The organism is Streptomyces sp. NPDC032472 (assembly GCF_040636955.1).
In the GTDB taxonomy this organism is placed as follows: domain Bacteria; phylum Actinomycetota; class Actinomycetes; order Streptomycetales; family Streptomycetaceae; genus Streptomyces.
On record NZ_JBEZVK010000022.1, the window covers coordinates 42,380 to 68,983 of the forward strand.

The window sequence follows — 26,604 nt, forward strand, 5'->3', positions numbered from 1 at the left end:
GGGTCTCCTCGGTCACACGGGTCGGGCGGGTCAGGCGGTGGTGTGGATCAGGTCGGGGGCGGGGACCACCTGGCCGACGGTGAGGGTGCGGACGGTGTCGGCGGCGCCGGTGCGGTATCCGGCGGGCCGGGTGGTTCCGCGCAGCACCGCGTTGTCGAGGTCCTGCGGGCGGGGCGGGGAGGTGCTGCGGTCGACGGGCTCGGTGGGCAGGTCCGGCAGCGCACCCGGGGTCGTCGGGTGCGGATCCGGGTCCGGGGCGTGCGTCCGCAGGGCGATGTCGAGGCGGGAGGGCACCGGCGAGGGCAGCACGCCGACCGCGTCGATCAGCAGCAGCACCTGGCCGTGCTCGTCGCCGTGGGCCCAGCCGAGCGGGACTCCGCCGGGCCCGAAGGCGTCCACGCGCGGCCACCGCACGGGGCTGCTGTCGGCGGGGCCGGCGGCGTACGCGACGCGGAAGCGGAGGCCGGTCGTGCCCTGCGGCACCGGGTAGGCGGGGCCGGGCAGCAGCCAGGGCAGCAGCAGCCGGGCGTCGGCGCGGACGTGCGTGGCGGTGGGCGGCCGGGCATCGGCCCCGGCGAGCTCGGCCCGGGTCCACAACGGCACCCGGAAGCGGCGCGGGAGCCAGCGGCGGGCGGGATCGTCGATGCGGAGGGTGAGGGTGGCGGGCGGGCCGCCGGTGTACGGGTACCGCAGGACGAACCCGTCGGCGCCGCGGCCCTCGAACGGGTGGACGAGGCCGTCGGGCGACGTGCGCTGCCGACGGCCCGGTACGGGGCCGCTCTCCCAGCCGACGCGCAGCCCCGGCCCGGCCGGGGCCCGGGTACGGGCGTCGAGCGGGCGCACGGCCAGGGCGAGGCGGTGCAGTACGTCCGGGCCCCCGTCCACGTCCCCGCCCACGCCCAGGCCCGCATTTCCGTCCCCGCCCCCGCCCACGCCCAAGCCCGCATCTCCGTCCCCGCCCCCGCTCACGGCAGCCGCCCCGCAGGTCCGGCGGCGACCGTGGTGACCTCGGCCTGGGCCGGCCCGGCCGGGCCGTCGATGCGGACGACGCGGGCGACGTACGGCAGGCAGAGCCGGTAGTCGGTGGTCATCGCCTGGAAGGCCTCGCTCATGGAGTCCATGGCCAGCTCGTCGGGGACGACCTGCACCGAATCGCCGGGCAGCCAGTCCCCGCTGGGGTGCAGCAGCGGCCCGGTGAGCAGGGCCTCGCTCTCCAGCACGCGGGCGACCAGGCCCAGCCATTCGAGCTCGGCCTCCACGAACCGGTCCCAGGCGGCGATCATCAGGTGCATGCGCAGCGGCAGCCGCGGCAGCCCGTCCCGGGCGGCCATCGCCGCGAGCGCGGGCCGCGTCTCCCGGTCGACGCTGAGGCGGTAGCAGTACACGGAGACGGCCGGGTTGCGGATCACGGAGCCGGGGGTGTCGACCTTGTCGAAGTCCACCGGCCCGGCGAGCACGGCCTCGGGGCGGCGGCCCGTGGGGATCTCCTCGGCGAAACGCCGGTTGAGCAGCGCGACGACGCTGCGCCCGACGGCGGCGAGTGCCCGGTATCCAGCCATGCGGCGATGCTGCGGCCCGCCGCGTCACGGGGCCGTTGCGGCGGGCTCTGAGGGGTCGGCGGGTGCGGCGGAGGTGGCGACGGGCCGGTGACACCGCCCGGCCCACACTCGGTGCGCCTGCCCGCATCGACCAGGAGAGCCGAACATGAGCAGCACCCTCCACACCCAGCCGGCCGGCGGCGGCTGCGACGCCGGCGCCATCGACGAACTGGCGTGCATCGCCACGGGAATCCAGCGCCGGGCCGAGGTCACGCAGGAACACCTGCCGCAGCTGCGGGAGTTCCAGGAGCGGTTCAACGGCGCCCGGACCGGCTACACCAAGGCCCGGCTGGCCGCGAAGACGGACCTGGACGAGGCGGGCGCCACCCTCGGCAAGGTCCGCGAGCAGATCCGCTGCCGGGTCACGCACGAGCAGCGGCACTGCCTGGAGCAGGCGGTGGACCGGGTCTTCGAGGAGATCCGGCGGTGCGCGGGCGGTCGGGGCTGCTGCGTGGAGGACTGCGGCTGCGACTTCTCCGACGCGGTCGGCCCGGACGACACCGTCGCGACGCTCTCGGCCCGCATCGCCCACTACACGACGGACACGCTGCACGCGGCGGCGTGCTTCACGGCGCTGGTGGGCGAGTTGACGGCACTGCCGGAGCGCGCGGCGAAGATCAAGGCGGACGCGGCGCAGCTGTTGGCGGACGTGTGTGATCCGGTGCTCGGGCAGGACGTCGTACGGCTCTACGCGCGCCTGCTGGTGCTGTTGCGGAGGATCCGGGAGGCGTGGCGGGGCTTCTCGACGGTGTCGGAGTTCGTGGACTGCCTGTGCAAGGCGCTGCTGTGCGTGCTGAAGGGCTGGCAGGCCATTGCGGTGCTGGAGGGTGCGCGGGCCGAGCGCGCCTGCCAGGAGGAGACCCGGCGCGGGGCGTGCGAACGCAAGCAGAAGGAAACGGTGGAGGAGGTGATGGCGGAGTACACCCGCCTGTGCCCGCCGTGCCCGGACCAGGCCGGTCTGGCCGACGCCGACTCCCCGGAGGAGGAGGCCGCCCCTGCCGAGGCCTAGCCCGGCGCACCGGGCCGCCGACCCCGGGACCGGGAAAACCCGGCTCCGCCGGGCCCCGCGCCTCAAACGCCGGCGAGGCTGAATGGTGCCGACCCCGGCTTCGAACGATCCAGCCTCGCCGGGGTTCGAGGCGCGGGGTCTGGGGCGGAGCCCCAGGAAACCCGGCCCCGCCGGCGATTGAGGCGCGGGGCCGGGCGGGGCCCGGGATCGGGCCGGGCGGGGCCGTTAGTCCCAGTCGTCCCACGGGGGGTCGAGGTCGTCCTCCGGGGGCGGGGGCGGTTCCTCCTCGTGCGGGTGCGGGTCCGACGGGGCGGCCGCGGCCCCGGTGTCGGCCAGGGCCTCCAGGATCCCCTCGCCGTACTTGGCCAGCTTCGCCTCGCCGACCCCGTTGACGCCGGACAGCTCCTCCACCGACCCCGGCAGCCGCGTCGCGATCTCCCGCAGCGTGGCGTCGTGGAACACGACGTACGCCGGCACCCCCTGCTCCCGGGCCGTCGCGGCCCGCCAGGCCCGCAGCGCCTCGAACACCGGCACGGCAGCCGCCGGCAGGTCCACCGGCACCCGGCCGCCCTTCCCGGAGCCGGACCGCGCGCCGGACTCCTTGCGCGGCTGGGCCGGCGCCTTCTCCTTGCGCAGCAGCACGCTCCGGCGGCCGCCGAGCACCTCCCCGCTGGCCTCGGTCAGCACCAGCGTCCCGTACTCGCCCTCGACCGCGAGCAGCCCCAGCGCCAGCAGCTGCCGTACGACCCCGCGCCACTCGGCGGTGCCCAGGTCGGCCCCGACCCCGAACACGGACAGCTGGTCGTGGTCGAACTGGATGACCTTGGCCGTCTTCTTGCCCTGCAGGATGTCGATGATCTGGCCGGCGCCGAACTTCTGGCGCCGCTCCCGCGCCAGCCGCCACACCGCGGACAGCAGTTTCTGCGCGGCGACCGTGCCGTCCCAGGACTCGGCCGGGGTCAGGCAGGTGTCGCAGTTGCCGCAGGGCCCGGACTCCTGGCCGAAGTACGCCAGCAGCCGCACCCGCCGACACTCGACGGTCTCGCACAGCGCGAGCATCGCGTCGAGGTGGGCGCTCTGGGAGCGGCGGTGGGTCTCGTCGCCCTCGGAGCCCTCGATCAGCTTGCGCTGCTGCACCACGTCCTGGAGCCCGTAGGCCAGCCAGGCGGTGGCCGGCTCGCCGTCGCGGCCGGCGCGGCCGGTCTCCTGGTAGTAGCCCTCGACCGACTTCGGCAGGTCCAGGTGGGCCACGAACCGTACGTCCGGCTTGTCGATGCCCATGCCGAACGCGATCGTGGCGACGACCACGATCCCGTCCTCCCGCAGGAAGCGGGCCTGGTTCGCGGCGCGCGTGGCCGCGTCCATGCCCGCGTGGTAGGCCACCGCGTCGATGCCCTGCTCCACCAGGAAGGCGGCGGTCTTCTCCACGGAGGCCCGCGAGAGGCAGTAGACGACGCCCGCGTCCCCCTCGTGCTCGGCGCGGATCAGCTCCAGCAGCTGCTTCTGCGGGTTGTTCTTGGCGGCGATCCGGTACTGGATGTTCGGCCGGTCGAAGCTGGCGACGAAGTGCCGGGCCTCGCCGAGCCCGAGCCGGGAGGCGATCTCGGCGTGCGTCGCCGGGGTGGCCGTCGCCGTCAGGGCGATCCGCGGGACCTTGGGCCAGCGCTCGTGCAGCATCGACAGGGCGAGGTAGTCGGGCCGGAAGTCGTGGCCCCACTGGGCGACGCAGTGCGCCTCGTCGATCGCGAACAGCGACACCTCGCCCTGGTCGAGGAGGCGCTGCGTGCCCTCCGTGCGCAGCCGCTCGGGGGCCAGGTAGAGCAGGTCCAGCTCGCCGGCGAGGAAGAGCTGCTCGACGGTGCGCCGCTCGTCGAAGCCCTGGGTGGAGTTCAGGAACCCGGCCCGCACGCCGAGGGCGGTGAGCGCGTCCACCTGGTCCTGCATGAGCGCGATCAGCGGCGAGACCACGACGCCGGTGCCGCCTCTGACCAGTGCGGGGATCTGGTAGCAGAGCGACTTGCCGCCGCCGGTCGGCATCAGCACCAGCGCATCGCCGCCGCCCGCGACGTGCTCGATGATCTGCTGCTGCTCACCGCGGAAGGAGTCGTACCCGAAGACGCGGTGCAGCACCTCCAGGGCATCGTGGGTGCGCGGGGACGCGTCCGAAAGGGTCATGCGGGAAGCCTACCGACCTCCTGCGACACCCCGGGCCCGCCTGTGGACAACCCCCCGGCCGTCGCGGAGTGCCTGCTTCCGGCGCGGGACCGGGCCTCGCCGCTCCTCGTCACCCCTCGCCTCCCCCCCGGCCTCCCCCGCAGCCCCGCTCACCACCCGGGCTGCTTTCCGGCCAAGGGCGCACGGGGGCGCCCGCAGTCCTCCCCCGGCGCGGCCGGCTCCTGAGACCCTGGGGGGCATGCCGTCGTCCCCGCCTCCCGCGGCCCCGGGTCTTCCGCAGCCGGTGCAGCTCGTGCAGCTGACCCGCCCGGACAGCGTGCCGCCCTGGCTCGCAGCGCAGCTGACCGACTGCTGGGCGGCCGTGGTCAACGCCGGCGGCGCGGTGATCGCCCCCGGACTGCCCATGCCGCCCGTGGGCCCGGCGGACGTGGCGCCGGTGGTGGAGCGGCTCGTACGCGGGCTGGACCCGGTCCGGTCCCGGCTGCTCGTGGCCCGCTCCGGCGGGACCATCGCCGGTTGGCTGGTCCTGCACCACGATCCGCATCCGCTGATCGCCCACTGCGGCGTGGTCAACCACGTCCAGACCCACCCGCGCTTCCGCGGCCGCCGCATCGGCACGGCCCTCATGACGGGCGTGGCCGGGATCGCCCGGGACGAGATGGGCCTGGAGCGGCTCCAGCTCAGCGCCCGGTCCGGCTGCGGGCTGGAGGACTTCTACCGGCGGCTGGGCTGGGAGGAGGTCGGCCGGTGGCCGGGTGCGCTGCGGGTGGCTCCCGGCGACGACCGGGACGACGTCCTGATGAGCCTCGCCCTCCGAACCCTCCGAACCCTCCGAACTCCGAACCCTCTGAACCTTCCCCGACCACCGTCGTGATCCGGCCATCCGCCCCCCGTGCTCCCACGCACCCTTCAGCTGCCGCCCGAACGGAGCGATGATGGCCCGAGCCGGACGAATGATCGATCGCGCAGGGCGAGCACTGCAGGGCCACGCACCGCGGGACCACGGCACCGCGGGGCCACGGGCCCCCGGTCCGCCCACGGCGCCGTCGGGGAGGGACGGAACGGCCGGGATGAGCGACGCCCCTTTGTACCTGGAGCCGCGGCTCACCACGGGCCCGGCGTCCCTGCTGCGCTCCGGGCCGTTCCTGCACGGCCTCGTGGAGGCACTCGGCTCGCCGCTGGGCGTCGTCCTGCCCTCGGAGACCGAGCACAACACGGCCGGCTTCGAGGCCGTCCTGCGCCGCCACCACCTCTCCGGGCGGATCTTCTTCGCGCACAAGGCCACCGGCTCCAGCGCCCTGGTCCGGCACTTGGCCGCCCACACCGGCTCCGGACTGGACGCCGCCTCGCTGCAGGAGCTGCAGCACGCCCTCGGGGCCGGGTTCACCCCCGACCGGATCATGGCGACGGGCCCGAAGGACCCCGCGTTCCTGTGGCTGGCCGCGCGCACCGGAGCGACTGTGAACGCCGACGGGCCGGGAGAGCTCGAACGGGCCGCGCGGCTGGTGCGCTCGTACGGGCTGCCCCGCCTCCGCGTCCTGCTGCGGCTGTCCGGGTTCGAGACCACGGGCCCGCGCACGCTCTCCCGCAGCAGCCGCTTCGGCACCGCCGTCAAGGCCCTCGGCCCGCTGCTCGACCTGCTCGACACCCTGCGCGACGCCGTGGAGCCGGTCGGGGTCGGGTACCACCTCGACACCACGAGCACCGACGAGAAGGCCACCGCCCTGGAGGGCTGCCTGCGGGCCGTGGAGGAGCTGAGGTTGCGCGGCTTCACGCCACGGGCCGTCGACGTCGGCGGCGGCTTCGGCGTCAGCTACCTGGCCCACGCCGCCCAGTGGGAGCGCTACACCACCGCCCTCACCGAGGCCGCGCTCGGCCGCCGCGCACCGCTGACCTGGGGCGGCCACGGCTACGGACTGCGGGTGGAGCACGGCACCCTCAGGGGCGCGCTCGCCCTGTACCCCGCGTACCGGCCGGCCGCCGGGCCCGCGTACCTCGACGAGTTGCTCTCCCGCCCTGCACCCGCGCTGGGCCGCCCCCTGGGCACCCTGCTGCTGGAGAGCCTGTGCGATCTGTACGCGGAGCCCGGCCGCGCCCTGGTGGACCAGTGCGGGCTGACCCTGGGCCGGGTGCTGGAGGTGCGGACCGACGCCGAGGGCCCGCCGCGCGTGCGGCTCGCGCTGAACGCCGGCGACGTCGGCCTGGAGGACCACGGCGTGCTGGTCGACCCGGTCCTCGTCGGCCGTGACGACGTGTCCGCAGACGCCTCCGCAGACGCCTCCGCAGACACGTCCGGCGGCGGGAACGGCAGCGCTGCCGGCGACCGGGGCACCGTCGGCGTGCACCTCATGGGCAGCCTCTGCCTGGAGGCCGACCTGATCACCCGCCGGACCGTGTTCCTGCCCCGTCTGCCGCGCCCCGGCGACCTGCTGGCCTTCCCCAACACGGCCGGGTACTGCATGGACTTCACCGCCACCAGGGCCCAGCGGCAGCCGCCGGCCCGCAAGGTCGCCGTCAGGGCGGCGCGAGAGGAGGGCGGAGCCTGGCGCTGGTGCCTGGACGAGGAGTACTGGCCGGTCACCGAAACGGGGGGATGACAGTTGCGGTACGACAGCATCACCGAGGCCATCGGCAACACCCCGCTGGTGCGCATCGATCCGGATGTGCACGGCCTGCGCAACATCGACCTGTACGCCAAGCTGGAGATGCTCAACCCCTTCGGCTCGCTCAAGGACCGCGCCGCCTGGAACATGGTCCGCGGCCGGCTGGCCGGGGCGGCGGCCCGCGGCGAGACCGTGGTGGAGCTGTCCAGCGGCAACACGGCCAAGGCCCTGGCCCTGCTCGCGGGCCTGTACGGGCTGCCGTTCAAGAGCGTCACCAACCGGATGCGGGTCCCCGAGATCAAGGACCTGCTGCTCCTGCTCGGCGCGCAGATCGAGGAACTGCCCGGGCAGAGCGAGTGCCTGGACCCGACCGACACCTCCGATCCGCTGACCGTCTTCCACCGGGAGCTGACCCGGCCGGGCAGCGCCCACCTGCACACCGACCAGTACTTCAACCCGCTGAACGCCGAGGCGCACGCGCAGGGCACCGGCCCCGAGATCATCGCCGACCTGGACGGCCGCGCCCCGGACTTCTTCATCGCCTGCGTGGGCACCGCCGGCTCCTCCACCGGGGTCGCCCGCGCCCTGCGCGCCCACGACCCCGCGGTGCGGGTGGTCGGCCTGGTCGGCGCCAAGTCGGACTTCATCCCCGGGATACGCACCGCCGACGAGGTGCAGGAGGTGGGCCTGTTCGACCCGGTGGTGTACGACGCCCTGGAGACGGTGGACTCGGACGAGGCGCTCGACGGCATGCTGGTGCTGCTGCGCCGCTGCGCCCTGCTGTCGGGGCCGACCGGCGGGGCCGCGTACCACGGCGCGGTCCGCCACCTGAGGGCCCTCGACGCCGGGCTGACGGAGCGCCGGACCGCGGTGTTCCTGGTGTGCGACCGGGCCGAGAGCTACATGGGCTACGTCCGCCGGCGCCGGCCCGAGCTGCTGGGCCGCCCGCCCGTGCGCAACGCGGTCGAGCACGTCACCGCCGCCGAACTGGCCGCCGTACGGTCCGTGGAGGTGGCCGAGGCGCGCCCCTGGGTCGAGAGCGGGCGCCCGCTGGTGGTGGACCTGCGCGGCCCGTTCGCGTACGGCGCGCTGCACATCGACGGCTCGGTCAACATCGTGGACGAGCTGTTCGCGGAGCTGGTGCGGGGCGGGATGCCGTTCAGTGCGAGCCGGCCGGTGCTGCTGGCCTGCCCGGTCGGGGAGAAGTCCCTGCGGTACGCGGCGCTGCTCACCCGGATGGGCCATCCTGACGTACGGAGCCTCGCGGGCGGCATCATCGCCTGGCGGGACGCCGGGGCCCCGCTGGTGCGTGACTGACGTGGCCGCCGCGACGCCCGATCCGCGCGGGGAGCTGGCCGCGCTCGACGGCTGGCAGCGGCCGCTGCGCGCGCAGTTCCCGATCCTGGCGGGGGGGCAGGACGGCCACGGGAGGGGCTCCGGGGACGGCTCCGGGCCGCCGGCGGCCTACCTGGACAGTGCGGCCACCGCGCAGAAGCCGCAGCCGGTCCTGGACGCGGTGGCCGCGTACCTGACCACCGCCAACGCCAACGCCGGGCGCGGCTCCTACCCGTGGGCCAACCACACGACCGCCCGCGTGGAGGCCGCCCGGGAACGGGTCAAGGCCTTCCTGGGCGACCCGGCCCCGCGGCGCTCGTCGGTGCACTTCACCGGCGGCACCTCGGAGGGGCTGCGGACCGTCGCCCGGGACTGGCTGCCGGGGCTGCTCGCCGACGGGGACGAGATCGTGGTCCCGTTCGGCGACCACCGCGCCAACCTCGATCCGTGGCTGGAGACCCGGGACCTGCTGGCCCGGCAGGGCGTGCGGATCGCCGTACGGGCGCTGCCCTGCCAGGAGGGGTCCGGGGACTACGATCCGGCGGCGCTGGCCGAGCTGGCGGCGTCGGCCGGCCCGCGCCTGCGGTTCGTGGCCGCCACGCACGTCCACCACGTGTACGGGGCCGACATGAACGTGCACCGGATCCGGGAGGCGGTCGGCCCGGATCCGGTGATCTGCCTGGACGCGGCGCAGAGCGTCGGCCACCAGCCGGTTTCCCTGGCCGGGCTGGACGTGGACCTCCTGGTCTTCTCCGGGCACAAGGCGCTCGCCCTGCCGGGAACGGGCGCCGTCTGGGCCCGTGGCGAGCGCGGCCCGTCCTTCGTGCCCGGCGGCTGGCAGGGCACCCCGAACACGGCCGGCATCGTGAGCCTGGCAGCGGCACTGGACTGGCTGGACGCCGCCGGGACCGAGCGGATCGGCCGCTGGACTGCGGCCCTGGCGTCGGTGCTGACGGACGGGCTGAGCCGGCTGCCGGCGTACGAGGTGCTGGGCTGCCGCACCAGCCTGGCGGCGGACACCGCCGTGCAGCGCCGGGGCAGCATCGTCACGTTCCGCCACCGCGGGATCGGCTCGCAGGATCTGGGGTTCATCCTGTTCAGCCACGGGTTCATGGTGCGCTGCGACGACCACTGCCAGGCGGGGCCGGGGCCGGAGGGCGGCTCGGTCCGCGTCAGCCTGCACGTCTACAACACACTCGAAGAGATGGAGAAGTTGCTCGCCGCCCTCGCCACACTGCAATGATTTTCAGTATGAGCGGCAGCGACAGCACGGTGAGCCGGGTCAGCAGTGCCAGCAGAGCGAACAGTGTGCGCAGTGTGAGCACGGCGACGGCTGCGCACTGGGTGGAGCGCTGGGAGTGCCAGCAGCAGCGGTACGCCGTGGACCGGGCGGAGCGGTTCACCGTCATCGCGGACGTCGTCGAGCACACCACGCGCGCGCCGGAGCGGGCTCGTACCGGCGCCCGGGGCGCCGCCCCGGGCGGCCCCGGGCGGCTCGTCCTCGACCTCGGCAGCGGCCCGGGCGCGCTGGCGGCGCTGCTGGCCGACCGGCTGCCCGACGCCGAGGTGCTCGCCGTCGACGCGGACCCGCTGCTGCTGGAGTTGGGCCGCGCCCACTACGGCAGCGCCCGGCTGCGCCACGTACGCGCCCTGATCGGGGCGCCCGGCTGGCTGGACGGGCTCGGCCTGGACCGGCCGCTGGACGCGGCGGTATCCACCACCGCCCTGCACTACCTGAGCGAGGACGCCCTGCGTCGGGTCTACCGGGACCTGGCCGAACGGCTGCGCCCGAGCGGCGTACTTGTCAACGGCGACCACATCGCCCCCGACTCCGCCCGGATCAGCGCCCTCGCGGCAGACATCGGCCGCCGCCACTCCGAGCGGAACCTGGCCTTCACCCACGAGGACTGGGCGTCGTGGTGGTCGGGGGCGGCCGAGGACCCGGAACTGGCCGCGCTCCTGCCCCACGCGGACTCCCCCGGCCACCCGGCGTGCTCCTCCGCCGACCTCCCGGTCGCCGCCCACACGGCCCTGCTCCACGAGGCGGGCTTCACCCACGTCGGCACGGTCTGGCAGCACGGCACCAGCCGGGTGCTGGCGGCCCTGCGCTGAGCAGGGCCGGGCGGGCCGGGGCGGGCCGGGCCGCCCCGGTCATTCCACGACGACCTCCACGGAGGCCACCGGGTTGCAGCCGTAGCCGTGGGCGTTCCAGGGCGCACGGGGCGGCTGGGTGTGCCCGGCCTCGTCGGTGGCGCGGGCCAGCAGCCGGTACCGCCCGGCCCGCCGGGGCGCCGTCCACGGATGGGTCCACTCCTGCCAGCCGTACGGCCCGAGCGCCGGTTCGAGCCGGGCCTCCTCCCACGGGGGGGCACCGCCGGCGCCCTCGCCCTCGCCCTCGCCCTCGCCCTCGCCCTCGACCCGTACCTCGACGCGGCGGACCGCCACACCGCCGCCGGACCAGGCCCGCCCCCGTACGAGGGTCTGCGCACCGCACCGCAGCACCGAGCCGGGCGCCGGCGCGGTGACGAGGGACTTGACCCGGACCGTGGTCACGGGCCCCTCGGGGGTGCCGCGGGAGGCCGTGTAGACGTACTCCTCCGTCTGGAAGGGCCCGGTGAAGGGCTCCGTGACGGCCCGGGCCCCGACGAGCCACTTCACGTCGGCGACCGCGTACCGGCCGGGGACCACGAGGCGGACGGGCGCCCCGTGCTCGGGCGCCAGCGGCTCCCCGTTCATGCGGGTGGCGAGGAGGGTGTCGGGGTGCAGGGCCGCGGCGAGCGGGAGGCTGCGCTCGAAGGCGGTGCGGCGGCCGTGCACCGTACCGGAGTCGGCCCCGCAGAAGACGATCTCCACGGCGGCTGCGTCGATCCGGGCCCGGGCGGCGAGGGAGCCGAACGGCACCCCGGAGAAGTGTGCGCACCCGACCGCACCCTGGCCCCAGGGCAGGCCCGTGGGGCGGGGCCGCATCAGGCTGCGGCCGTTGCCCGCGCATTCCAGGACGACGTCGAGCTCCCGGTGGGGCATCGCGCACAGCTCCGCGTAGCCCACGTCGAGGGGCGCGGCCACGGCTCCGCCGATCCGCACGCGCCACCGGCCGGGGTCCGCCTCCGGGATGCCGAAGTGGTCGCGTACGAAGAAGGCCTCCACAGGAGTGACCGGCTCGGCCAGCGCCGCCCAGGGCGTCTGGGCGTTGTACGGGTCGGCGGTCACCGGCTCGGGCGCCCAGGCGGTGGCGCCGGAGCCGCGCGGCAGCGGCGATGCGGCCACGGCCGACACCTCCCGTCGGATCGTCGGACAAGCCGGCCGGCAGGGCGTGGCGTGGAGGGGAGTGCTGCTGCCCAGTCTAGGGCCCGGAAACCGCGAAAAAGACAATTAAAAACAAACAGGGCATCCCCCCTATTCCTCCCGGCGACGTGGGACTACTCTGTAGATAGGCCTACGAGGCGAGCGAGGGAGTTCGACCGGAGTAGCCGATTTCCGCGGAAGGTGTTCGTGTCCGCTGGGACCGACGTCGACGGTCGGGCTGAGAGGCCTGAAGGTCGGGACGACCCGAAGGCGACCTCCATCACCTGATCCGGACCATGCCGGCGCAGGGAGCCCGCTTCGTAGGTCGTTTTCATGCCCCCTCTGCCCTCCGGGCCGGCCGCGAGCGCCGCGGCGCCCGCGGCGAGGATCGCGGCGAAGGTACGGGCGATGACGGGCTTGGCGACGACCCGGGTGAAGGCCGCACCGAACGGGAGACGGACCTCGAACGTGGTCGTCCACACCACCTCCGCACCCCCGGGAACCTCCGTGAAGGTCATGCGGCCGAGCTCGTGCCGCGAGGGCGGGAAACTGCGCTCGACCGTGTAGTCGAAGCCGTGCGGCGCGCGGTACGCCGTGATCCGCTCCCGGAACCACCCGAAGGTCTCCATCTGCATCCCTTCCTGCCGAGCGGCGGCACGGGCACCCTCGGCGCCCGCGCCCATCACCCACAGGACGAGGGGCCCTCGCGGAACGTGACACCCGCCCCTTGTGTCGGCCGTCACGGCCGGGCCGCCCGAGCAACCATGGCTGTAGGGCATCCGTGGGCCGGACGCGAGGAGGAACACCATGATCGTGGACTGCGCGCACTACCGCGACGGGCGCCGCCAGCAAGAGGGCCCGATGTCGCTGGACCGGGCGGCCGCATGCTGCGAACAGGGCGGATTCGTCTGGCTGGGCCTCTTCGAACCCCGCCCGGAGGAGATGGACAAGGTCCGCGAGAGCTTCGGCCTGCACGAACTCGCCGTCGAGGACGCGCGGACCTTCCACCTGCGGCCGAAGGCCGAGCAGTACGAGGACGGCACCGAGCTGATCATCCTGCGCACCGCGCGCTACGACGACGAGCGCGAGGAGATCGACACCGGCGAGATCAGCGTCTTCCTCTCCGAACACTTCGTGATCACGGTGCGCCAGGGCATCGCCAGCGAGCTGCACGGGGCCCGCAGCCGGCTCGAACGGCGTCCCGAGCTGCTGCGCACGGGCAGCGCCTCGACCCTGTGGGCCATCCTCGACCAGGTCGTCGACAGCTACGCCCCGGTCGTCGCAGAACTCGACCGCGACATCGAGCAGATCGAGGCCACGGTCTTCTCCGGAGCGGTCGCCCCGACCGAACGCATCTACTTCCTGCGGCGCGAGGCCACCGACTTCTACCGCGCCGTGCACCCGCTGCTCGCGGTGCTCTCCCGCCTGCTCAAGCCGGGCAGGTCACCGGCCGAGCTGCTGCCGTACTTCCACAACGTGCACGACCACCTGCTGCTGGTGAACGAGGAGGTGGCTGCCCAGCGCGACCTGCTGGCCACCGTCCTGGAAGCGAACATCGCGGTGATCTCCGTCGAACAGAACAAGATCAACCTGCGGCAGAGCGCCACGATGGAACAGCTCACGATCCTCGCGACCGTCTTCCTGCCGCTGTCCTTCGTGGTCGGCTTCTTCGGCCAGAACTTCTCCTGGCTGGTCTCCCGGATCAGCGGCTTCCCCGCATTCCTCACCCTCACGGTCCTCGGCCTGCTGGTGCCATGCCTGGCCCTCTACATCTGGCTCCACCGCCGTCACCACCCCCCGATCCCCCACCCGAACCTCCCCACCCCCCTCCACGACGGACACCGGTAGCGCCGGTCGAGATGACAGGGAAGGCGACCGTGCGAGCACCCGGCCCAGGCGCGCCCCCGCCGCCTAGGAAGTGAGCTGCTGCGACCGCTCGGTCCGGGCGGTCAACAGCCGGCGCAGCAGCCGGGTGAGCGGCCGCTCCGCCAGGCGGTGCAGCAGCCAGGCGATCAGCACGACGCTTGCGATCACGCCGAGCAGGGTCGGCCATGCGCCCCACTGTTCGTTCCAGCGCCAGATGACCCGTACGCCCAGCGACTGGTGGACGAGGTAGAGCGGGTAGGAGATCGCGCCTGCGACGGGCAGCCAGCGCCACTGGATCCGGTCGAGCTTGCCGAGTGCGATCAGGCCCATCAGCAGGTACATCACGGTGATCGCGGTGAGGCAGACCTTCCAGTTGATGCCATGCCCCTCGCCCTCCATGATCGCGGGGAGCCGGTGCTGCATCAGCAGCCAGGACAGCCCCAGGATGCCCAGGGTCTCGCCCTCGATCCGGCCTGCTCGGCGGACCAGGTAGAACGCGATACCGGCGATGAAGAAGGGCGCCCATCGGGGCACCAGGAGCTGGTCCAGTAGCGGGATGCCCGACGCCGGCGCCAGGACCGAGCCCAGCGCCCAGACCCAGCAGAAGTTGGTGACCCGTCGGTGGCTGGTGCCCAGCAGGACGACGAGGGAGAAGACCAGATAGAAGCGCAGCTCGATCCAGAGCGTCCAGTAGACGTTGTCCACGCTGGGCACGCCGAGGGGTTCGTGCAACATGGTGAGGTTGGTCAGCATCTGGCCGACGGTGACCCGCGGCTCGCCCGGAAGGTGCGGGCCCAGCCGGGCGGCTGCCGAGGAGAGTACGACCGCTGTCCAGTAGAGCGGGAACAGTCGCAGGATCCGGCCCTGCCAGAAGTGCTGGAGCGATTTGCCCCAGCCGGACATGCAGATGACGAAGCCGCTGATCATGAAGAAGAAGACCACGCCCAGCCAGCCGAACTCGGCGACCCGGTGCAGCCGGGGAAACAGCTCGACCGCCGTTTGCTGCCAGGGGATCGCCCCCGATCCGGCCAGGTAGTGGAACAGGACCACCGACAGAGCCGCGAGCAGCCGCAGGCCGTCCAGCACTGCTATTCGCGGCGCCCGCACCGACCTCGCCCCATGGTCGGCCCGCCCGGACCCGCCGGCCCTCGACCACAGCCTCTGGCGGGCGCGTCGGAGGGGGTCGGGGGCTTCCTGCGGAGCCTCGGCGGGCACCGGGGCACGGTCCCCGGCGAGGATGAACCTGTCGGACATGACACCTCTGGAATTCCTGCGGTGTCCGCGACACCGGCGCATTTCGGGGATGGGAGCCCCGCGATCGTAGCTGTGTGCGCCCGCGGCCACCCCGCCCCACCCGGCCGGCACCGTGAGCGAAGGGCTCCGGCAGGCCGGACATGGCGTTGGCGATCACTGCCGACGAGGTCGGCGCATCCGCCGCCGGCTACGCGGAGGCGAGCTGGGTGGCGAAGGTTCTGTATGCCGCATCGTCGAAGAGGACGAACCTGACCTCCTCGACCGCGGTCTTCGTTGCGCGGACCGTTTCGATCGCGATGCGGGCGCCGTCGTCCATCGGCCAGCCGTAGATGCCGGTCGAGATGGCGGGGAAGGCCACCGTGCGGGCGCCCAGTTCGTCGGCGACGCGGAGGGATTCGCGGTAGCAGGAGGCCAGCAGGGCGCTGCGGTCCTCCTCGCGGGACCAGACCGGGCCGACCGTGTGGATCACCCAGCGGGCCGGGAGGCGGCCCGCCGTCGTGGCGACCGCCCGGCCGGTCGGCAGGCCGCTGCCGTAGTGGGAGGCGCGCAGGGCGCGGCAGGCCTCCAGGATCTCCGGGCCGCCGCGGCGGTGGATGGCGCCGTCCACTCCCCCGCCGCCCAGCAGGGAGGAGTTCGCGGCGTTGACCACCGCGTCCGCGTGCTCGGCGGTGATGTCGCCCTGGACGAGGGTGATGCGGACCATCAGGACTCCTTTCGCAGGTGCCGCCAGACCGCCTTGGCCGCGTTGTGGCCGGACATGCCGTGGACGCCGGGGCCGGGCGGGGTGGCGGAAGAGCACAGGAAGACGGCCGGGTGGGGCGTGGTGTACGGGGACAGGGAGAGCTTCGGGCGCAGCAGGAGCTGCAGGCCGGTGGCGGCGCCGCAGGCGATGTCCCCGCCGACGTAGTTGGGGTTGCGGGCGGCGAGCTGCGGCGGGCCGGCGGTGGCGCGGGCGAGGACGAGGTCGCGGAAGCCGGGGGCGAAGCGCTCCAGTTGGCGTTCGACGGCATCGGTGAGGTCGCCCTCCCAGCCGGCGGGCACGTGCCCGTACGCCCAGAAGACGTGCTTGCCCTCGGGCGCGCGGCCCGGGTCGACCAGGCTGGGCTGGGCGGTGATCAGGAAGGGGTTGCGGGGGGCGCGCCCGCCGGTGGCGAGCTGCAGGGCGGCGTCGATGTCGCGGGCGCGCGGGCCGATCTGCACGGTGCCGGCGCGGCGCGGTTCCTCGGCGGTCCACGGCACCGGGCCCGACAGGGCGTAGTCGATCTTGAAGGCGGCGGCGCCGTAGCGGTAGCCGTCGTACGTGCGCCCCAGGCGGGCGATGCGGGCCAGCGCGGTCGGCGAGGTGTCGAAGACGTACGCGCGGGCCGGGGGGAGGTCGTCGAGCCGCTTGACCTCGAAGCCGGTGTGGACGGTGCCGCCGAGGTCGGCGAGGTAGGCGGCGAGGGCGTCGGAGAGGGACTGCGAGCCGCCGCGCGCCATCGGCCAGCCGACCGCGTGCGCGGCCAGGGCGAAGACGAGGGAGACGGCGCCGGTGCCGATGCCGCCCAGCGGGGCGATGACGTGGGCGGCGAGCCCGGCGAGCAGGGCCTTGGCCCGCTCGTCGTGGAAGCGGCGCAGCAGCCAGCCGGCCGGCGGGAGTCCGGCGAGCCCGAAGCGGGCGAGGGTGAGCGGGTCGCGGGGCAGGGCGGTCGAGGGCAGGGCCATGAAGTCCCGTACCAGGCTGTCCCACTTGGAGGTGAACGGCTCGACCAGCCGCCGGTACGCGCCCGCGTCGCGCGGCCCGAGCGAGGCCGCCGTCTCGGCGACGGAGCGGGACAGCACGGCGGCCGTCCCGTCGTCGAAGGGGTGGGCCATCGGCAGCGGGGCGTGCAGCCACTCCAGCCCGTACCGCTTCAGCGGCATCGCGGAGAACGCCGGCGAGCCGATGCCGAGCGGGTGCACCGCGGAGCACGGGTCGTGGTGGAAGCCCGGGAGGGTGAGCTCCTCGGTGCGGGCCCCGCCGCCGACCGCCCCCGCGGCCTCGAAGACGGCCACCGAGCAGCCGCGCCGGGCCAGTTCGACGGCGGCCGTCAGCCCGTTGGGCCCCGCCCCCACCACGACCGCATCGAGAATCGACGGCACCTTGAGACCCCTTCGTCCGGCGGCGGCTTCGCCCCCAGGATATTCCGGCCGTCCATCCGGCCCTGTCCTACAGCGGGTTACGCCTTGCGCAGCAGGTCGCGGATGCGCAGGGCGGTGGGCTCGTCGCGGCCCACCGCGAACGGCAGCTCGTTGTCCCGGTCGATGCGGAACGGGACCCCGGCGACGGTGGACTGCGCGCCGCCCGCCTCGCCGACGAGCAGCAGGCCGGCCGCGTGGTCCCAGGCCGAGGGCCAGGTGAAGGCGAGGCCGTCCACCTCGCCGCGGGCCACCTTCAGGTACTCCAGGCCGGCCGAGCCGCACGGGCGGGGCGCGACGCCCGGCACGTCCAGGCGGGAGAGGACCTTCTTGTCCTTGTCGGTGGTGTACAGCGGGTGGGCCACGGCGACCCGCAGCTCGGCGCCCGGCTGCGGGGAGCCGCAGGCCAGGCGCTCCGCGCCCAGGTACGCGCCCTGCCCGCGCACGGCGGTGGCCAGCTCGTCCAGGGCGGGGGCGAAGGTCCAGGACGCGAGGATCTCCCCGCGGTGGGCGAGGGCGACCAGGGTGCAGAAGGCGGGGTCGCCGGCGACGAACTGGCGGGTGCCGTCGACGGGGTCCACGATCCACACCGGGGCGTCGGCGCGCAGCGCCCCGTACACGGTGGGGTCGGCGTGCACGGCCTCCTCGCCGACGACGGCGGAGCCGGGGAGGAGGCGGGTGAGGGCGGCCGTGAGGTGCTCCTCGGCCTTGCGGTCGGCGACGGTGACCAGGTCGTGCGGGCCGCTCTTCTCGTCCACCTCGTGCTCGGCGAGCTGGCGGAACCTCGGCATGATCTCCGCAGCCGCGGCCTTGCGGACGGCTTCTTCGACGGCGGACAGGTCGCGGGCGAGGAACTGTTCGATCATGCCCCCATCACACCATGCCGCGCCGACAATCCCCACCGGGGAAGGGGGCGGGGTGGCGGCCGCCGGGTGTCGGGTCGGTGAACCGGGGTCCGCCGGGCGGGCAGGCCGCGGCGGCGTTTGAGTGGGGTCCCCCCAGACGAGGTCCGGGGGGCCCCACTCAAACGCCGGCGGTGGATTTGCCGGACCACCGTCCCGGGCGCGGGCCGACGCCGGGACTGCCAGGCCCCGCCCTCAGGCGGTGTGCCGGGCTGCGTTCAGCCTCGCAGGGCCGGGATCACGTGTTCGCCGTAGGCGTCGATCGTGGTCTCCCGCGCGTCGTGCATGTCGTACACGGCGAACTGGTCGACCCCCAGGTCGCGCAGGGCCCGCAGCTTTTCGATGTGGGCCTCGGGCGGGCCCAGCAGGCAGAAGCGGTCGACGATCTCGTCCGGGACGAAGTCCGTGGACGGGTTTCCGGCGCGCCCGTGGTGGCTGTAGTCGTAGCCCTGGCGGGCCTTGATGTAGTCGGTGAGGGCGTCCGGGACCATCCCGGAGTGCTCGCCGTAGCGGCCGACCAGGTCGGCGACGTGGTTGCCGACCATGCCGCCGAACCAGCGGCACTGGTCGCGGGCGTGGGCCAGGTCCTCGCCGACGTACGCGGGCGCCGCCACGCAGATGGTGATCGCGTCCGGGTCCCGCCCGGCCCGTTCGGCGGCCTCGCGGACCGCGTGGACCATCCACTGGGTGAGGAAGGGGTCGGCCAGCTGGAGGATGAACCCGTCGGCCTTCTCACCGGCCAGGGCCAGCGCCTTCGGCCCGTACGCGGCCATCCAGACGGGGAGCCGGCCCTCCCGGATCCAGGGGATCCGGATCGGATTGCCGTCTACGACCGCCTCGCGGCCCTCGGCCAGGTCCCGGATGACGTCGATGGCCTCCCCCAGCCGGGCCAGGGTGTTCGGTTTGCGTCCGGCCACCCGCATGGCCGAGTCGCCGCGGCCGATCCCGCAGACGGTGCGGTTGCCGTACATGTCGTTGAGGGTGGCGAAGGTGGAGGCGGTGACCTCCCAGGTGCGGGTGCCGGGGTTGGTGACCATGGGGCCGACGTGCAGCTTCTGCGTGTTCGCCAGGATCTGGCTGTAGATGACGAAGGGTTCCTGCCACAGCACGGCCGAGTCGAAGGTCCAGCCGTAGCGGAACCCGTTGCGCTCGGCACGCTTCATCAGGCTGACCACCTGGGACGCGGGCGGGTCGGTTTGCAGGACGAGGCCGAAGTCCATCGCACTTCCTTGGTTACAGGTACTGGCAGGTGGAGCGGTGGACGAACGCACCGTGGCCGGCCCGGCCGGTGTACTCGCGCCGGTCGATGACGAGCTCGCCGCGGGACAGGACCGTGTCGACGCGCCCGGTGATCCGCTTGCCCTCGTACGCCGAGTAGTCCACGTTCATGTGGTGGGTGGCGGCGGAGACCACCTGCTCGGCGTGCGGGTCGTACAGGACGATGTCGGCGTCGGAGCCCGGCGCGATGGTGCCCTTGCGCGGGTACAGGCCGAACATCCGGGCCGGGGTGGCGCAGGCGATCTCGATCCAGCGGCGGCGGCTGATGTGCCCGTCGACGACGGCCTGGTGGAGGAGGTCCATCCGGTTCTCCACGCCGGGCAGGCCGTTCGGGATCTTGGAGAAGTCTCCGCGGCCGAGCTCCTTCTGGCCCTTGAAGCAGAACGGGCAGTGGTCGGTCGACACCACCTGGAGGTCGTTCGTGCGCAGGCCCCGCCACAGCGCGGCCTGGTGCTCGCGCGGCCGCAGCGGCGTGGAGCAGACGTACTTCGCGCCCTGGAAATCGGGCTCGGCGAGGTTGTCGGTGGACAGGAACAGGTACTGCGGGCAGGTCTCCCCGAAGACCGGCAGCCCCTTGTCGCGGGCGGCGGCCAGCTCGGCGACGGCTTCCTCCGCGGAGACGTGGACCACGTACAGCGGGGAGCCGGCCACGCGGGCCAGCTGGATCGCCCGGTGCGTGGCCTCGGCCTCCAGCAGGACCTTGCGGACCTCGCCGTGGTGGCGGGGGTCGGTCTCGCCGCGGGCCAGGGCCTGTTCGACGAGGACGTCGATGGCGATGCCGTTCTCGGCGTGCATCATGATCAGCCCGCCGTTGGCCGCGCCCCGCTGCATGGCGCGCAGGATCTGCCCGTCGTCGCTGTAGAAGACGCCGGGATAGGCCATGAACAGCTTGAAGGAGGTGACGCCCTCCTCGACGAGGAGGTCCATCTCCTTCAGGGTCCCCTCGTTGACGTCCGAGAGGATCATGTGGAAGCCGTAGTCGATCGCGCAGTTGCCGTCGGCCTTCGCGTACCAGGCGTCGAGGCCCTCGCGCAGGCTGCGGCCCACGCTCTGCACGGCGAAGTCGACGATGGTGGTCGTGCCGCCCCAGGCGGCGGCGCGGGTCCCGGTCTCGAAGGTGTCCGAGGCGAAGGTGCCGCCGAAGGGCAGCTCCATGTGGGTGTGGGCGTCGACCCCGCCGGGGATGACGTACTTCCCGGCCGCGTCGAGGACGCGGTCGGCCGTCCAGCTCTCGGCGGCGGCCGAGCCGTGCGCCGCGAGGGCGGCGACCCGGCCGTCCTCGACCAGGACGTCGGCGTGGAGCTCGTCGGCGGCGGTGACGACGAGGCCGCCGCGGATCAGGGTGCGGTGGGACATGTGCGGCGCCTCCCGGCTACACGATGCTGCGCAGGGCCCGTTCGATGATGACGGCTCCCTCTTCCGCCTCGGCGACGGTGAGGGACAGCGGCGGCGCGATGCGCAGCACGCTGGTGTCGTGGCCGCCGCCCTTGCCGAGGAGGAGACCGCCTTCGCGGGCGGCTTCGAGGACGGCGGCGGCCGCCTCCGGGTCGGCCCGGTCGGTGCCGGCCCGGGTCAGCTCCAGTCCGGCCATCAGCCCCCGGCCGCGGACCTCCCGTACGGCGGGCACGGTCGCGGCGATGGCGCGCAGCCGTTCCAGCAGCAGGCCGCCGACGCGGCGGGCGTTGCCCTGGAGGTCGTGCTCCAGCAGGTAGGCGAGGTTCGCGACGCCGGCGGCCATGGTGACCGGGGAGCCGCCGAAGGTGGAGATGGAGTTGGTGTCGATGCAGTTCATGATCTCGGCGCGGGCGACGACGCCGCCGATGGACATGCCGTTGCCGATGCCCTTGGCGAAGGTCAGGATGTCCGGCGGGCCGTTCTGGGCGTGCGCCTGCCAGCCCCAGAAGCTGTCGCCGGTACGGCCCCAGCCGGTCTGGACCTCGTCGCTGATCCAGAGGATGCCGTGGCGGTCGAGGACCTCGCGGAAGGCCCCGTACAGGCCGTCGGGCGGCGAGGTGAACCCGCCGACGCCCTGGATCGGTTCGGCGATCAGGGCGGCGACCGAGCCGCGGGCCTGGCCGAGGACGTCCTCGAGGTCGGCGACGGCGGCAGCGGTGAAGTCGGCGTCGGACAGGGCGGCGAAGGGGCCGCGGGTGCGGACGGCGCCGTGCACGTAGTACGTCTGCAGCGGCGACAGGCTCGTCGGGGACCAGCCGCGGTTGCCGGTGATGGACACGGTGGAGAAGGACCGGCCGTGGTAGCTGTTGCGCATCGCCAGGATCTGGTTGGAGCGGCGGTACGCGGTCGCCAGCAGCAGGGCGGTGTCGTTGGCCTCGGTGCCGGAGGTGGTGAAGAAGACGCGGGCGTCGGGGATGCCGGACAGGGCGGCGATCCGCTCGGCCAGCTCGACCATCGGGCGGTTGAGGTAGAGGGTGGAGGAGTGGATGATCCGGCCGGCCTGGTCGGAGACGGCCTTGGTGACCTCGGGCAGCGCGTGGGCGGTCATCGTGGTGAGGATGCCGCCGAAGAAGTCGAGGTAGCGGTTGCCCTCGGCGTCCCAGACGTGGCGGCCCTCGCCGTGGGTGAGCTCGATGGGGCGCTCGTAGTAGAGGGCGAGCCAGTCGGGCATGACGGCACGGTGGCGGCTGTGCAGGGGGATCGGTTCGGTCACGGCTTGACGAGTCCTCCGTAGGCGTCGGGGCGGCGGTCGCGGTAGAACGCCCATTGGGTGCGGACCTCTTCGATGAGGCCGAAGTCGAGGTCGCGGACGAGGAGTTCCTCCTCCTTGTCGCTGGCGACGTCGCCGACGAACTGCCCGCGCGGGTCGACGAAGTAGCTGGTGCCGTAGAAGTCGTTGTCGCCGTACTCCTCCCGGCCGACGCGGTTGATCGCGGCGACGAAGTACTCGTTGGCGACGGCCGAGGCGGGCTGCTCCAGCTGCCACAGGTGCGCGGACAGGCCGCGGTGGGTGGCGGACGGGTTGTACACGAGCTGCGCGCCGGCCAGGCCCAGGGCGCGCCAGCCCTCGGGGAAGTGGCGGTCGTAGCAGATGTAGACGCCGACCTTGCCGACGGCGGTGTCGAAGACGGGCCAGCCGAGGTTGCCGGGGCGGAAGTAGTACTTCTCCCAGAACCCCTTGACCTGCGGGATGTGGTGCTTGCGGTACTTGCCGAGGTAGCTGCCGTCGGAGTCGATGACGGCGGCGGTGTTGTAGTAGAAGCCGGCGTCCTCGATCTCGAAGACGGGGACGACGATGACCATGCCGGTCTCACGGGCGAGGTCCTGCATGCGGCGGACGGTGGGGCCGTCGGGGACCGGTTCGGCCCAGCGGTAGTGCTCGGGCTCCTGGACCTGGCAGAAATAGGGGGCGTTGAACACCTCCTGGAAGCCGATGATCCGGGCGCCCTGGGCGGCCGCTCTGCGGGCGTGCTCCTCGTGTTTGGCGATCATCGACTCGGTGTCTCCGGTCCAGGTGGCCTGGACGAGTGCGGCGCGGACGACTTGGGCCATGAGCTGCTCCTCGCGACGGGAACGCCGACTTCTACGCACGTAGACGGTGTGCGTAGGGAGTAGAACGTAGGCCTCGTCACAGCCCGGGGCAAGACCGCCTTGCACTGTTGGAGCAGTCGGTCGTTTTGGCGCGCGAGGCGGTCGCTTTCGGTCGGGGGTGATCGGTAGGCGATCGGCCGGTGATCCGGCAGCGATCAGTCGGCGGGCAGTTTGGCGACGATGCGCAGGGCGTGTACGAGGTCGCGGCGGTGCCCTGCGGAGACGGCGGCGGCGGCCGCGAGCAGGCGGGGCGTGAACCACTGCGGGTCGCGGCGGGCGAGGCGGGCCGCCTCCTCGGCGGTGCGGACGCGGACGAAGGCGCCGAGGAGGGCGTCGGCCTCGTGGTGCCGGCCGGCCGCGGCCAGGGTCAGGGCCGCCTCGGCGATCTCGGGGGCGGGGCGGGCCACGCCCTGGCGCAGCAGCGCCTCGCAGTCGGCGTGCCGGCCGGCCTCGCCGAGGGCGGCGGCGGCCGCGGCGAGCCGCTCGGGCGGGAGCGAGGCCGCCTCCCACAGCAGGGTGGCCCAGTCGGCGGCCAGCCCGGCCCGCCCGAGCTCGGCGGCCAGCGCCGGCAACCGCCCGGCCGGCCAGGCGGCCGCCTCGCACAGCACGACGTGCGCCTCGCCGCTGCGGCCCTGCCCCCGCAGGGCAATGAGCTCGGCCACCACGTCCTGCACGGCGCGGAGGGGGGCGGGTCCGGAGTCGGGGCCGTCGCCGGCCGCGCTCCCGGGCCCCGGGCCAGGGCCGGCGGCCCACGCATCCCCGTGCGGCCCGGCGTCCCATGCACCCGCCTCCCCGAGGCCGGGCGCACCGTCGGAGCCCGGCGCCGACCACCGGGCCTTGCCGGGTGCGGAGTTCCCGGCGGCCGCGGCCCCGGGGGCGGGCGCGCCGCCCGGGCCGTCACCGGCCGTGCCCAGGGACCCCGGGCCAGGGCCGGCGGCCCACGTGCCCCCGCCTCGCCCCGAGTCCCATGCACCCGCCTCCCCGAGCCCGGGCGCACCGCCGGAGCCCGGCGCGGACCACCGGGCCTTGCCGGGTGCGGAGTTCCCGGCGGCCGCGGCCCCGGGGGCGGGCGCGCCGCCCGGGCCGTCGCCCGGCCCGGTGTCACCGCCGAGGCCGGGAGCGCTGCCCGCCGCAGGCGCTCCGGCCCGCGGGTCGGCGTACGGCGCAGAGCCGTCGGCCCATGCGGCCCCGTCGGGCATCGGAGCGGACCCCACGGACCAGGCGGCGGCAGCGGCCGTGGCTTCGGGGGCGGGCGACCACAGGGCTGCATCGGCGGGGCCGACGGGCTGGGTGTCGGCGGCCCTCGGGGCGGATGCATGGGCGACGACCTCCCGGCCGGCGGCAGGCGGGTCCGCAGGCCACGGCGCGGCGGACCCGGGAGCCGCGGAACCGGCTCCGGTGCCTGAAGGGTCGGGGGGCTCTGGGCGCTCAAAGCCCTCGGGGCCGGATCCCGGCCCGGCACTGCGAAGCCACGCGTCGGCGGGGCCGCGGTCGGCGGCCGACTGCGCAGTGGCGGGGTCTGCGGCGGCCGCGGGGAGGACGGCGAAGCGCGCGCCGCGGGGTGGCGGGACCGGCGGGCCGTCGTGATGGCCGGGCGGGAGGGTGAAGGCCGCCGGGGCCGGAGCCGCCGCGCCGGCGTACCTCGCCCCGCCCGACCGCCGGGCAGCGCCGCCCCGCAACCACCGCCCCTCGGCCCGCCGTACGGGCGGCTGCGGGGCCACGGCGGCTGCCTCCCCCGCCTCCACACCACGCTGCGGGCGGGCGCTGAACATCTGCTCCGCCGCCGGGGCGGGCTGCGGGGCCGTGCCGATCGCCTGCTCCCCCATCGCGGCGGGATGCAGGGCCGCGCCGGACGCCTCCCCCGGACTCGCGCCGCGCTGCGAGGGCACACCAGGCGCCTGCCGCTCCGCCGTGGCGGGACGCGTCGCCGCGCCGAACGCCTCCCCCGGCGCCGGGGCCGGCTGTCGGGCCGCGCCGAACGCCTCCTCCACCATCGGACCGGGCTGCGGGACCCCGCCGGACGCCTCATCCGGCCCCCCGCCGCGCTGCCAAGGCACACCGGGCCCCTGCCACTCTTCAGGGACGGGCTGCGAGGCGGCCGCGCCGAACGTCTCCTCCACCATCGGGCCGAGCTGCAGGGCCGCGCCGGACGCCTGCTCTGCCATCGGGGTGGGATGCGAGGCCGCGCCGGGCGTCTCCTTCAGGGCCGCGCCGTGGTGTGAGGGTGCACCGGGCGCCTGCCGCTCCGCCGGGGTCGGGTGCGTGGGGGGCTGGGGCGCCGCGGGGCGTTGGCGGGGTAAGCCCGGTAGGGGGTCGGAGGGCAGGGACTCCAGGCGGGTCGTGAAGTCCTGCTGGCGGGCGGCCGCCCGGGCCGCGTCGTCCCGTACCCAGGCGAGCTCCGCGGCCACGGCGGCCGCCTCGGCGTGGTCGGCCGTGGCGGCGAGGCGCGCGGTCAGGGTCCGGGCCGTGGCCTCCGAGAGGGCCCGCTGGTCGGCGGCATCCGCCCGCAGGGTCCGCAGCTCCTCGGCCCCGCCCGGGAGCCGGTCCCACGCGGCGACGGCCGCGGCCCGCAGCCGGGCCGCATGCTGCGTCTCCCGCGCCGCGAACTGCGCACCGCGGGCGGCCGCGAGGTCGCCGAGCAGCGACTCCATCACGTCCCACGGAGGCATCGCGGCCCCCTCCAGGCAGGCCCGCATCCCCTCCGGATCGCGACGCAGGAACTCCCCGTACCACCCCGCCCCCGGATCGAGCCGGTGCGTCAACCCGCGTAGATAGCCCGACAGTTGCGCGATCGCCAGCGAAGTCGCGGTCTCCATGCCCGCATTGGATCCCACGGGTGTTACGGGCGGGCTACAGGAATCTCAAACCTTGACGGCGATCGCGGTGTGCGGGCGTTTGCCGAGCCGGACCGCCGCGGCCGGCAGGTCCACGGCCCAGAACCGCCAGGTGTACTTCCGCCCCAGCAGCCGCCGCACCCGCTTCAGCCCGGCCTCGTCCAGCAGCCGCGCCCGCCCCTCCAGGACGGCCGCGCCCTCCTCGACCCGCCCGCGTACGTCGCAGGCGGCCAGGGTGACCCGGCCGTTGTTGCGGATCCGCTTGACCTTCCACGCGTCCGAGCGCGTCCAGACGTACAGCTCGCCGCCCTCGACCACGGCCCAGACGGGGGTCGCGACCGGCGTGCCGTCCTTGCGGAAGGTGGTGAGGCTCACGTACGGGGACCGCCCGAGTTCTTCGAGGTTCATGCCCCGAGGCTAGGCCCACGCCCGCTACGGGCGGTACCCGCGGCCCGGCGCCTGGCCGGGGGTGGCGGGCGGGTGCGCCGGGTGGTTCGCGACCGGGTCGGCGGGGCGGCCGGTCCCGGTCCGGTCCTCGGGGGAGGCGCAGGCCGCCACCAGCAGGCCGGCCGCGAGCAGCGCGCCGAGGAGTGCGAGGCCGAGGCGCTGGGGGGCGTGGGCGTGGGCGGGGGCGGGCGTGGCTGACACGCCATCACGTCTGCCCCGCGCCCGGCGGCCCCCACCGCCGGTTGGGCCGTTCGGCCCGTCGGGCCGCCCGAACGACGGCCGGGACGCGGGCCGAACGCCGCGGGGTGCCCGGCG

General features: G+C 74.5%; 22 protein-coding genes, 1 pseudogene and 1 riboswitch. Of the genes and pseudogenes, 7 read left to right on the top strand and 16 right to left on the bottom strand.

Annotated features, from left to right (window positions below; translation table 11 throughout):
* Positions 1–30 precede the first annotated feature (30 nt).
* Together AB0F11_RS17210 and AB0F11_RS17215 are read right to left on the bottom strand one after the other, a co-directional pair.
* Positions 31–939 (bottom strand): hypothetical protein, encoded by a 909-nt coding sequence (locus tag AB0F11_RS17210; protein WP_362173802.1) that lies wholly within the window; start codon positions 937–939, stop codon positions 31–33.
* A gap of 26 nt (positions 940–965) precedes the next feature.
* Positions 966–1,559 (bottom strand): DUF4255 domain-containing protein, encoded by a 594-nt coding sequence (locus AB0F11_RS17215; protein ID WP_362173805.1) that lies wholly within the window; start codon positions 1,557–1,559, stop codon positions 966–968.
* Between the two features lie 145 nt (positions 1,560–1,704).
* Between AB0F11_RS17215 and AB0F11_RS17220 the strand changes: the two genes are divergently transcribed.
* On the top strand, positions 1,705–2,607 hold the full coding sequence (locus tag AB0F11_RS17220) for a hypothetical protein (RefSeq protein WP_362173808.1): 903 nt from the start codon (positions 1,705–1,707) through the stop codon (positions 2,605–2,607).
* Positions 2,608–2,832: 225 nt separating this feature from the next.
* Here the strand turns inward: AB0F11_RS17220 and recQ are convergent, their stop codons facing one another.
* Positions 2,833–4,782, bottom strand: coding sequence for a DNA helicase RecQ (recQ, locus tag AB0F11_RS17225; RefSeq protein ID WP_362173811.1), 1,950 nt, complete (start codon positions 4,780–4,782; stop codon positions 2,833–2,835).
* A gap of 238 nt (positions 4,783–5,020) precedes the next feature.
* Here recQ and AB0F11_RS17230 point away from each other — a divergent pair, with 238 nt between their 5' ends.
* From AB0F11_RS17230 to AB0F11_RS17250, 5 genes are all read left to right on the top strand, one after another.
* Positions 5,021–5,656, top strand: a complete 636-nt coding sequence (locus tag AB0F11_RS17230; RefSeq protein ID WP_362173813.1) for a GNAT family N-acetyltransferase — start codon at positions 5,021–5,023, stop codon at positions 5,654–5,656.
* 196 nt (positions 5,657–5,852) lie between these two features.
* Entirely contained in the window at positions 5,853–7,379 is a 1,527-nt protein-coding gene (locus AB0F11_RS17235; RefSeq protein ID WP_362173816.1) for a Y4yA family PLP-dependent enzyme, read from the top strand.
* Positions 7,380–7,382: 3 nt separating this feature from the next.
* Positions 7,383–8,702, top strand: a complete 1,320-nt coding sequence (locus AB0F11_RS17240; protein ID WP_362173819.1) for a pyridoxal-phosphate dependent enzyme — start codon at positions 7,383–7,385, stop codon at positions 8,700–8,702.
* Positions 8,695–9,963 (top strand): aminotransferase class V-fold PLP-dependent enzyme, encoded by a 1,269-nt coding sequence (locus AB0F11_RS17245; protein WP_362173822.1) that lies wholly within the window; start codon positions 8,695–8,697, stop codon positions 9,961–9,963. The genes AB0F11_RS17240 and AB0F11_RS17245 overlap by 8 nt, the downstream gene beginning before the upstream one ends.
* Before the next feature lie 74 nt (positions 9,964–10,037).
* Positions 10,038–10,832, top strand: coding sequence for a class I SAM-dependent methyltransferase (locus AB0F11_RS17250; RefSeq protein WP_362173825.1), 795 nt, complete (start codon positions 10,038–10,040; stop codon positions 10,830–10,832).
* A 39-nt stretch (positions 10,833–10,871) separates the two neighbouring features.
* On the opposite strand, the gene AB0F11_RS17255 is transcribed toward AB0F11_RS17250, so the two are convergent.
* Both AB0F11_RS17255 and AB0F11_RS17260 read right to left on the bottom strand, forming a co-directional pair.
* Positions 10,872–11,987, bottom strand: coding sequence for a molybdopterin-dependent oxidoreductase (locus tag AB0F11_RS17255; RefSeq protein ID WP_362173827.1), 1,116 nt, complete (start codon positions 11,985–11,987; stop codon positions 10,872–10,874).
* 172 nt (positions 11,988–12,159) lie between these two features.
* A riboswitch (TPP riboswitch) is annotated at positions 12,160–12,333 on the top strand.
* Between the two features lie 40 nt (positions 12,334–12,373).
* A pseudogene (locus AB0F11_RS17260) lies at positions 12,374–12,814 on the bottom strand (SRPBCC family protein); the annotation flags it as partial.
* Here AB0F11_RS17260 and AB0F11_RS17265 point away from each other — a divergent pair.
* Positions 12,813–13,853 (top strand): CorA family divalent cation transporter, encoded by a 1,041-nt coding sequence (locus AB0F11_RS17265; RefSeq protein WP_362173829.1) that lies wholly within the window; start codon positions 12,813–12,815, stop codon positions 13,851–13,853. The pseudogene AB0F11_RS17260 and the gene AB0F11_RS17265 sit on opposite strands and share 2 nt — an antisense overlap.
* Positions 13,854–13,916: 63 nt before the next feature.
* Here the strand turns inward: AB0F11_RS17265 and AB0F11_RS17270 are convergent, their stop codons facing one another.
* The 11 genes from AB0F11_RS17270 to AB0F11_RS17320 form a co-directional block, all read right to left on the bottom strand.
* A complete protein-coding gene (locus AB0F11_RS17270) occupies positions 13,917–15,125 on the bottom strand; it encodes an acyltransferase (protein WP_362173831.1) in 1,209 nt (402 codons plus the stop codon).
* A gap of 187 nt (positions 15,126–15,312) precedes the next feature.
* Positions 15,313–15,828 carry an O-acetyl-ADP-ribose deacetylase gene (locus tag AB0F11_RS17275; protein ID WP_362173833.1) on the bottom strand — a complete coding sequence of 172 codons (516 nt, stop codon included), beginning with the start codon at positions 15,826–15,828 and terminating at the stop codon, positions 15,313–15,315.
* Positions 15,828–17,246 carry an NAD(P)/FAD-dependent oxidoreductase gene (locus tag AB0F11_RS17280; RefSeq protein ID WP_362173835.1) on the bottom strand — a complete coding sequence of 473 codons (1,419 nt, stop codon included), beginning with the start codon at positions 17,244–17,246 and terminating at the stop codon, positions 15,828–15,830. Before AB0F11_RS17280 ends, AB0F11_RS17275 begins: the two co-directional genes overlap by 1 nt.
* A gap of 77 nt (positions 17,247–17,323) precedes the next feature.
* A complete protein-coding gene (locus AB0F11_RS17285; protein ID WP_362173837.1) occupies positions 17,324–18,148 on the bottom strand; it encodes an inositol monophosphatase family protein in 825 nt (274 codons plus the stop codon).
* A gap of 254 nt (positions 18,149–18,402) precedes the next feature.
* Positions 18,403–19,404 carry a TIGR03842 family LLM class F420-dependent oxidoreductase gene (locus tag AB0F11_RS17290; RefSeq protein WP_362173840.1) on the bottom strand — a complete coding sequence of 334 codons (1,002 nt, stop codon included), beginning with the start codon at positions 19,402–19,404 and terminating at the stop codon, positions 18,403–18,405.
* 13 nt (positions 19,405–19,417) lie between these two features.
* Entirely contained in the window at positions 19,418–20,818 is a 1,401-nt protein-coding gene (gene hydA, locus AB0F11_RS17295) for a dihydropyrimidinase (RefSeq protein ID WP_362173843.1), read from the bottom strand.
* 16 nt (positions 20,819–20,834) lie between these two features.
* Positions 20,835–22,088 (bottom strand): aspartate aminotransferase family protein, encoded by a 1,254-nt coding sequence (locus AB0F11_RS17300; protein ID WP_362174011.1) that lies wholly within the window; start codon positions 22,086–22,088, stop codon positions 20,835–20,837.
* A 38-nt stretch (positions 22,089–22,126) separates the two neighbouring features.
* A complete protein-coding gene (locus AB0F11_RS17305) occupies positions 22,127–22,969 on the bottom strand; it encodes a nitrilase-related carbon-nitrogen hydrolase (RefSeq protein WP_362173846.1) in 843 nt (280 codons plus the stop codon).
* 194 nt (positions 22,970–23,163) lie between these two features.
* Positions 23,164–25,824 carry a hypothetical protein gene (locus AB0F11_RS17310; RefSeq protein WP_362173849.1) on the bottom strand — a complete coding sequence of 887 codons (2,661 nt, stop codon included), beginning with the start codon at positions 25,822–25,824 and terminating at the stop codon, positions 23,164–23,166.
* 45 nt (positions 25,825–25,869) lie between these two features.
* Entirely contained in the window at positions 25,870–26,250 is a 381-nt protein-coding gene (locus AB0F11_RS17315; protein WP_362173852.1) for a PPOX class F420-dependent oxidoreductase, read from the bottom strand.
* 24 nt (positions 26,251–26,274) lie between these two features.
* Complete coding sequence (locus AB0F11_RS17320; protein WP_362173855.1) at positions 26,275–26,490, bottom strand: hypothetical protein; 216 nt, start codon at positions 26,488–26,490, stop codon at positions 26,275–26,277.
* Between the last annotated feature and the right edge of the window lie 114 nt (positions 26,491–26,604).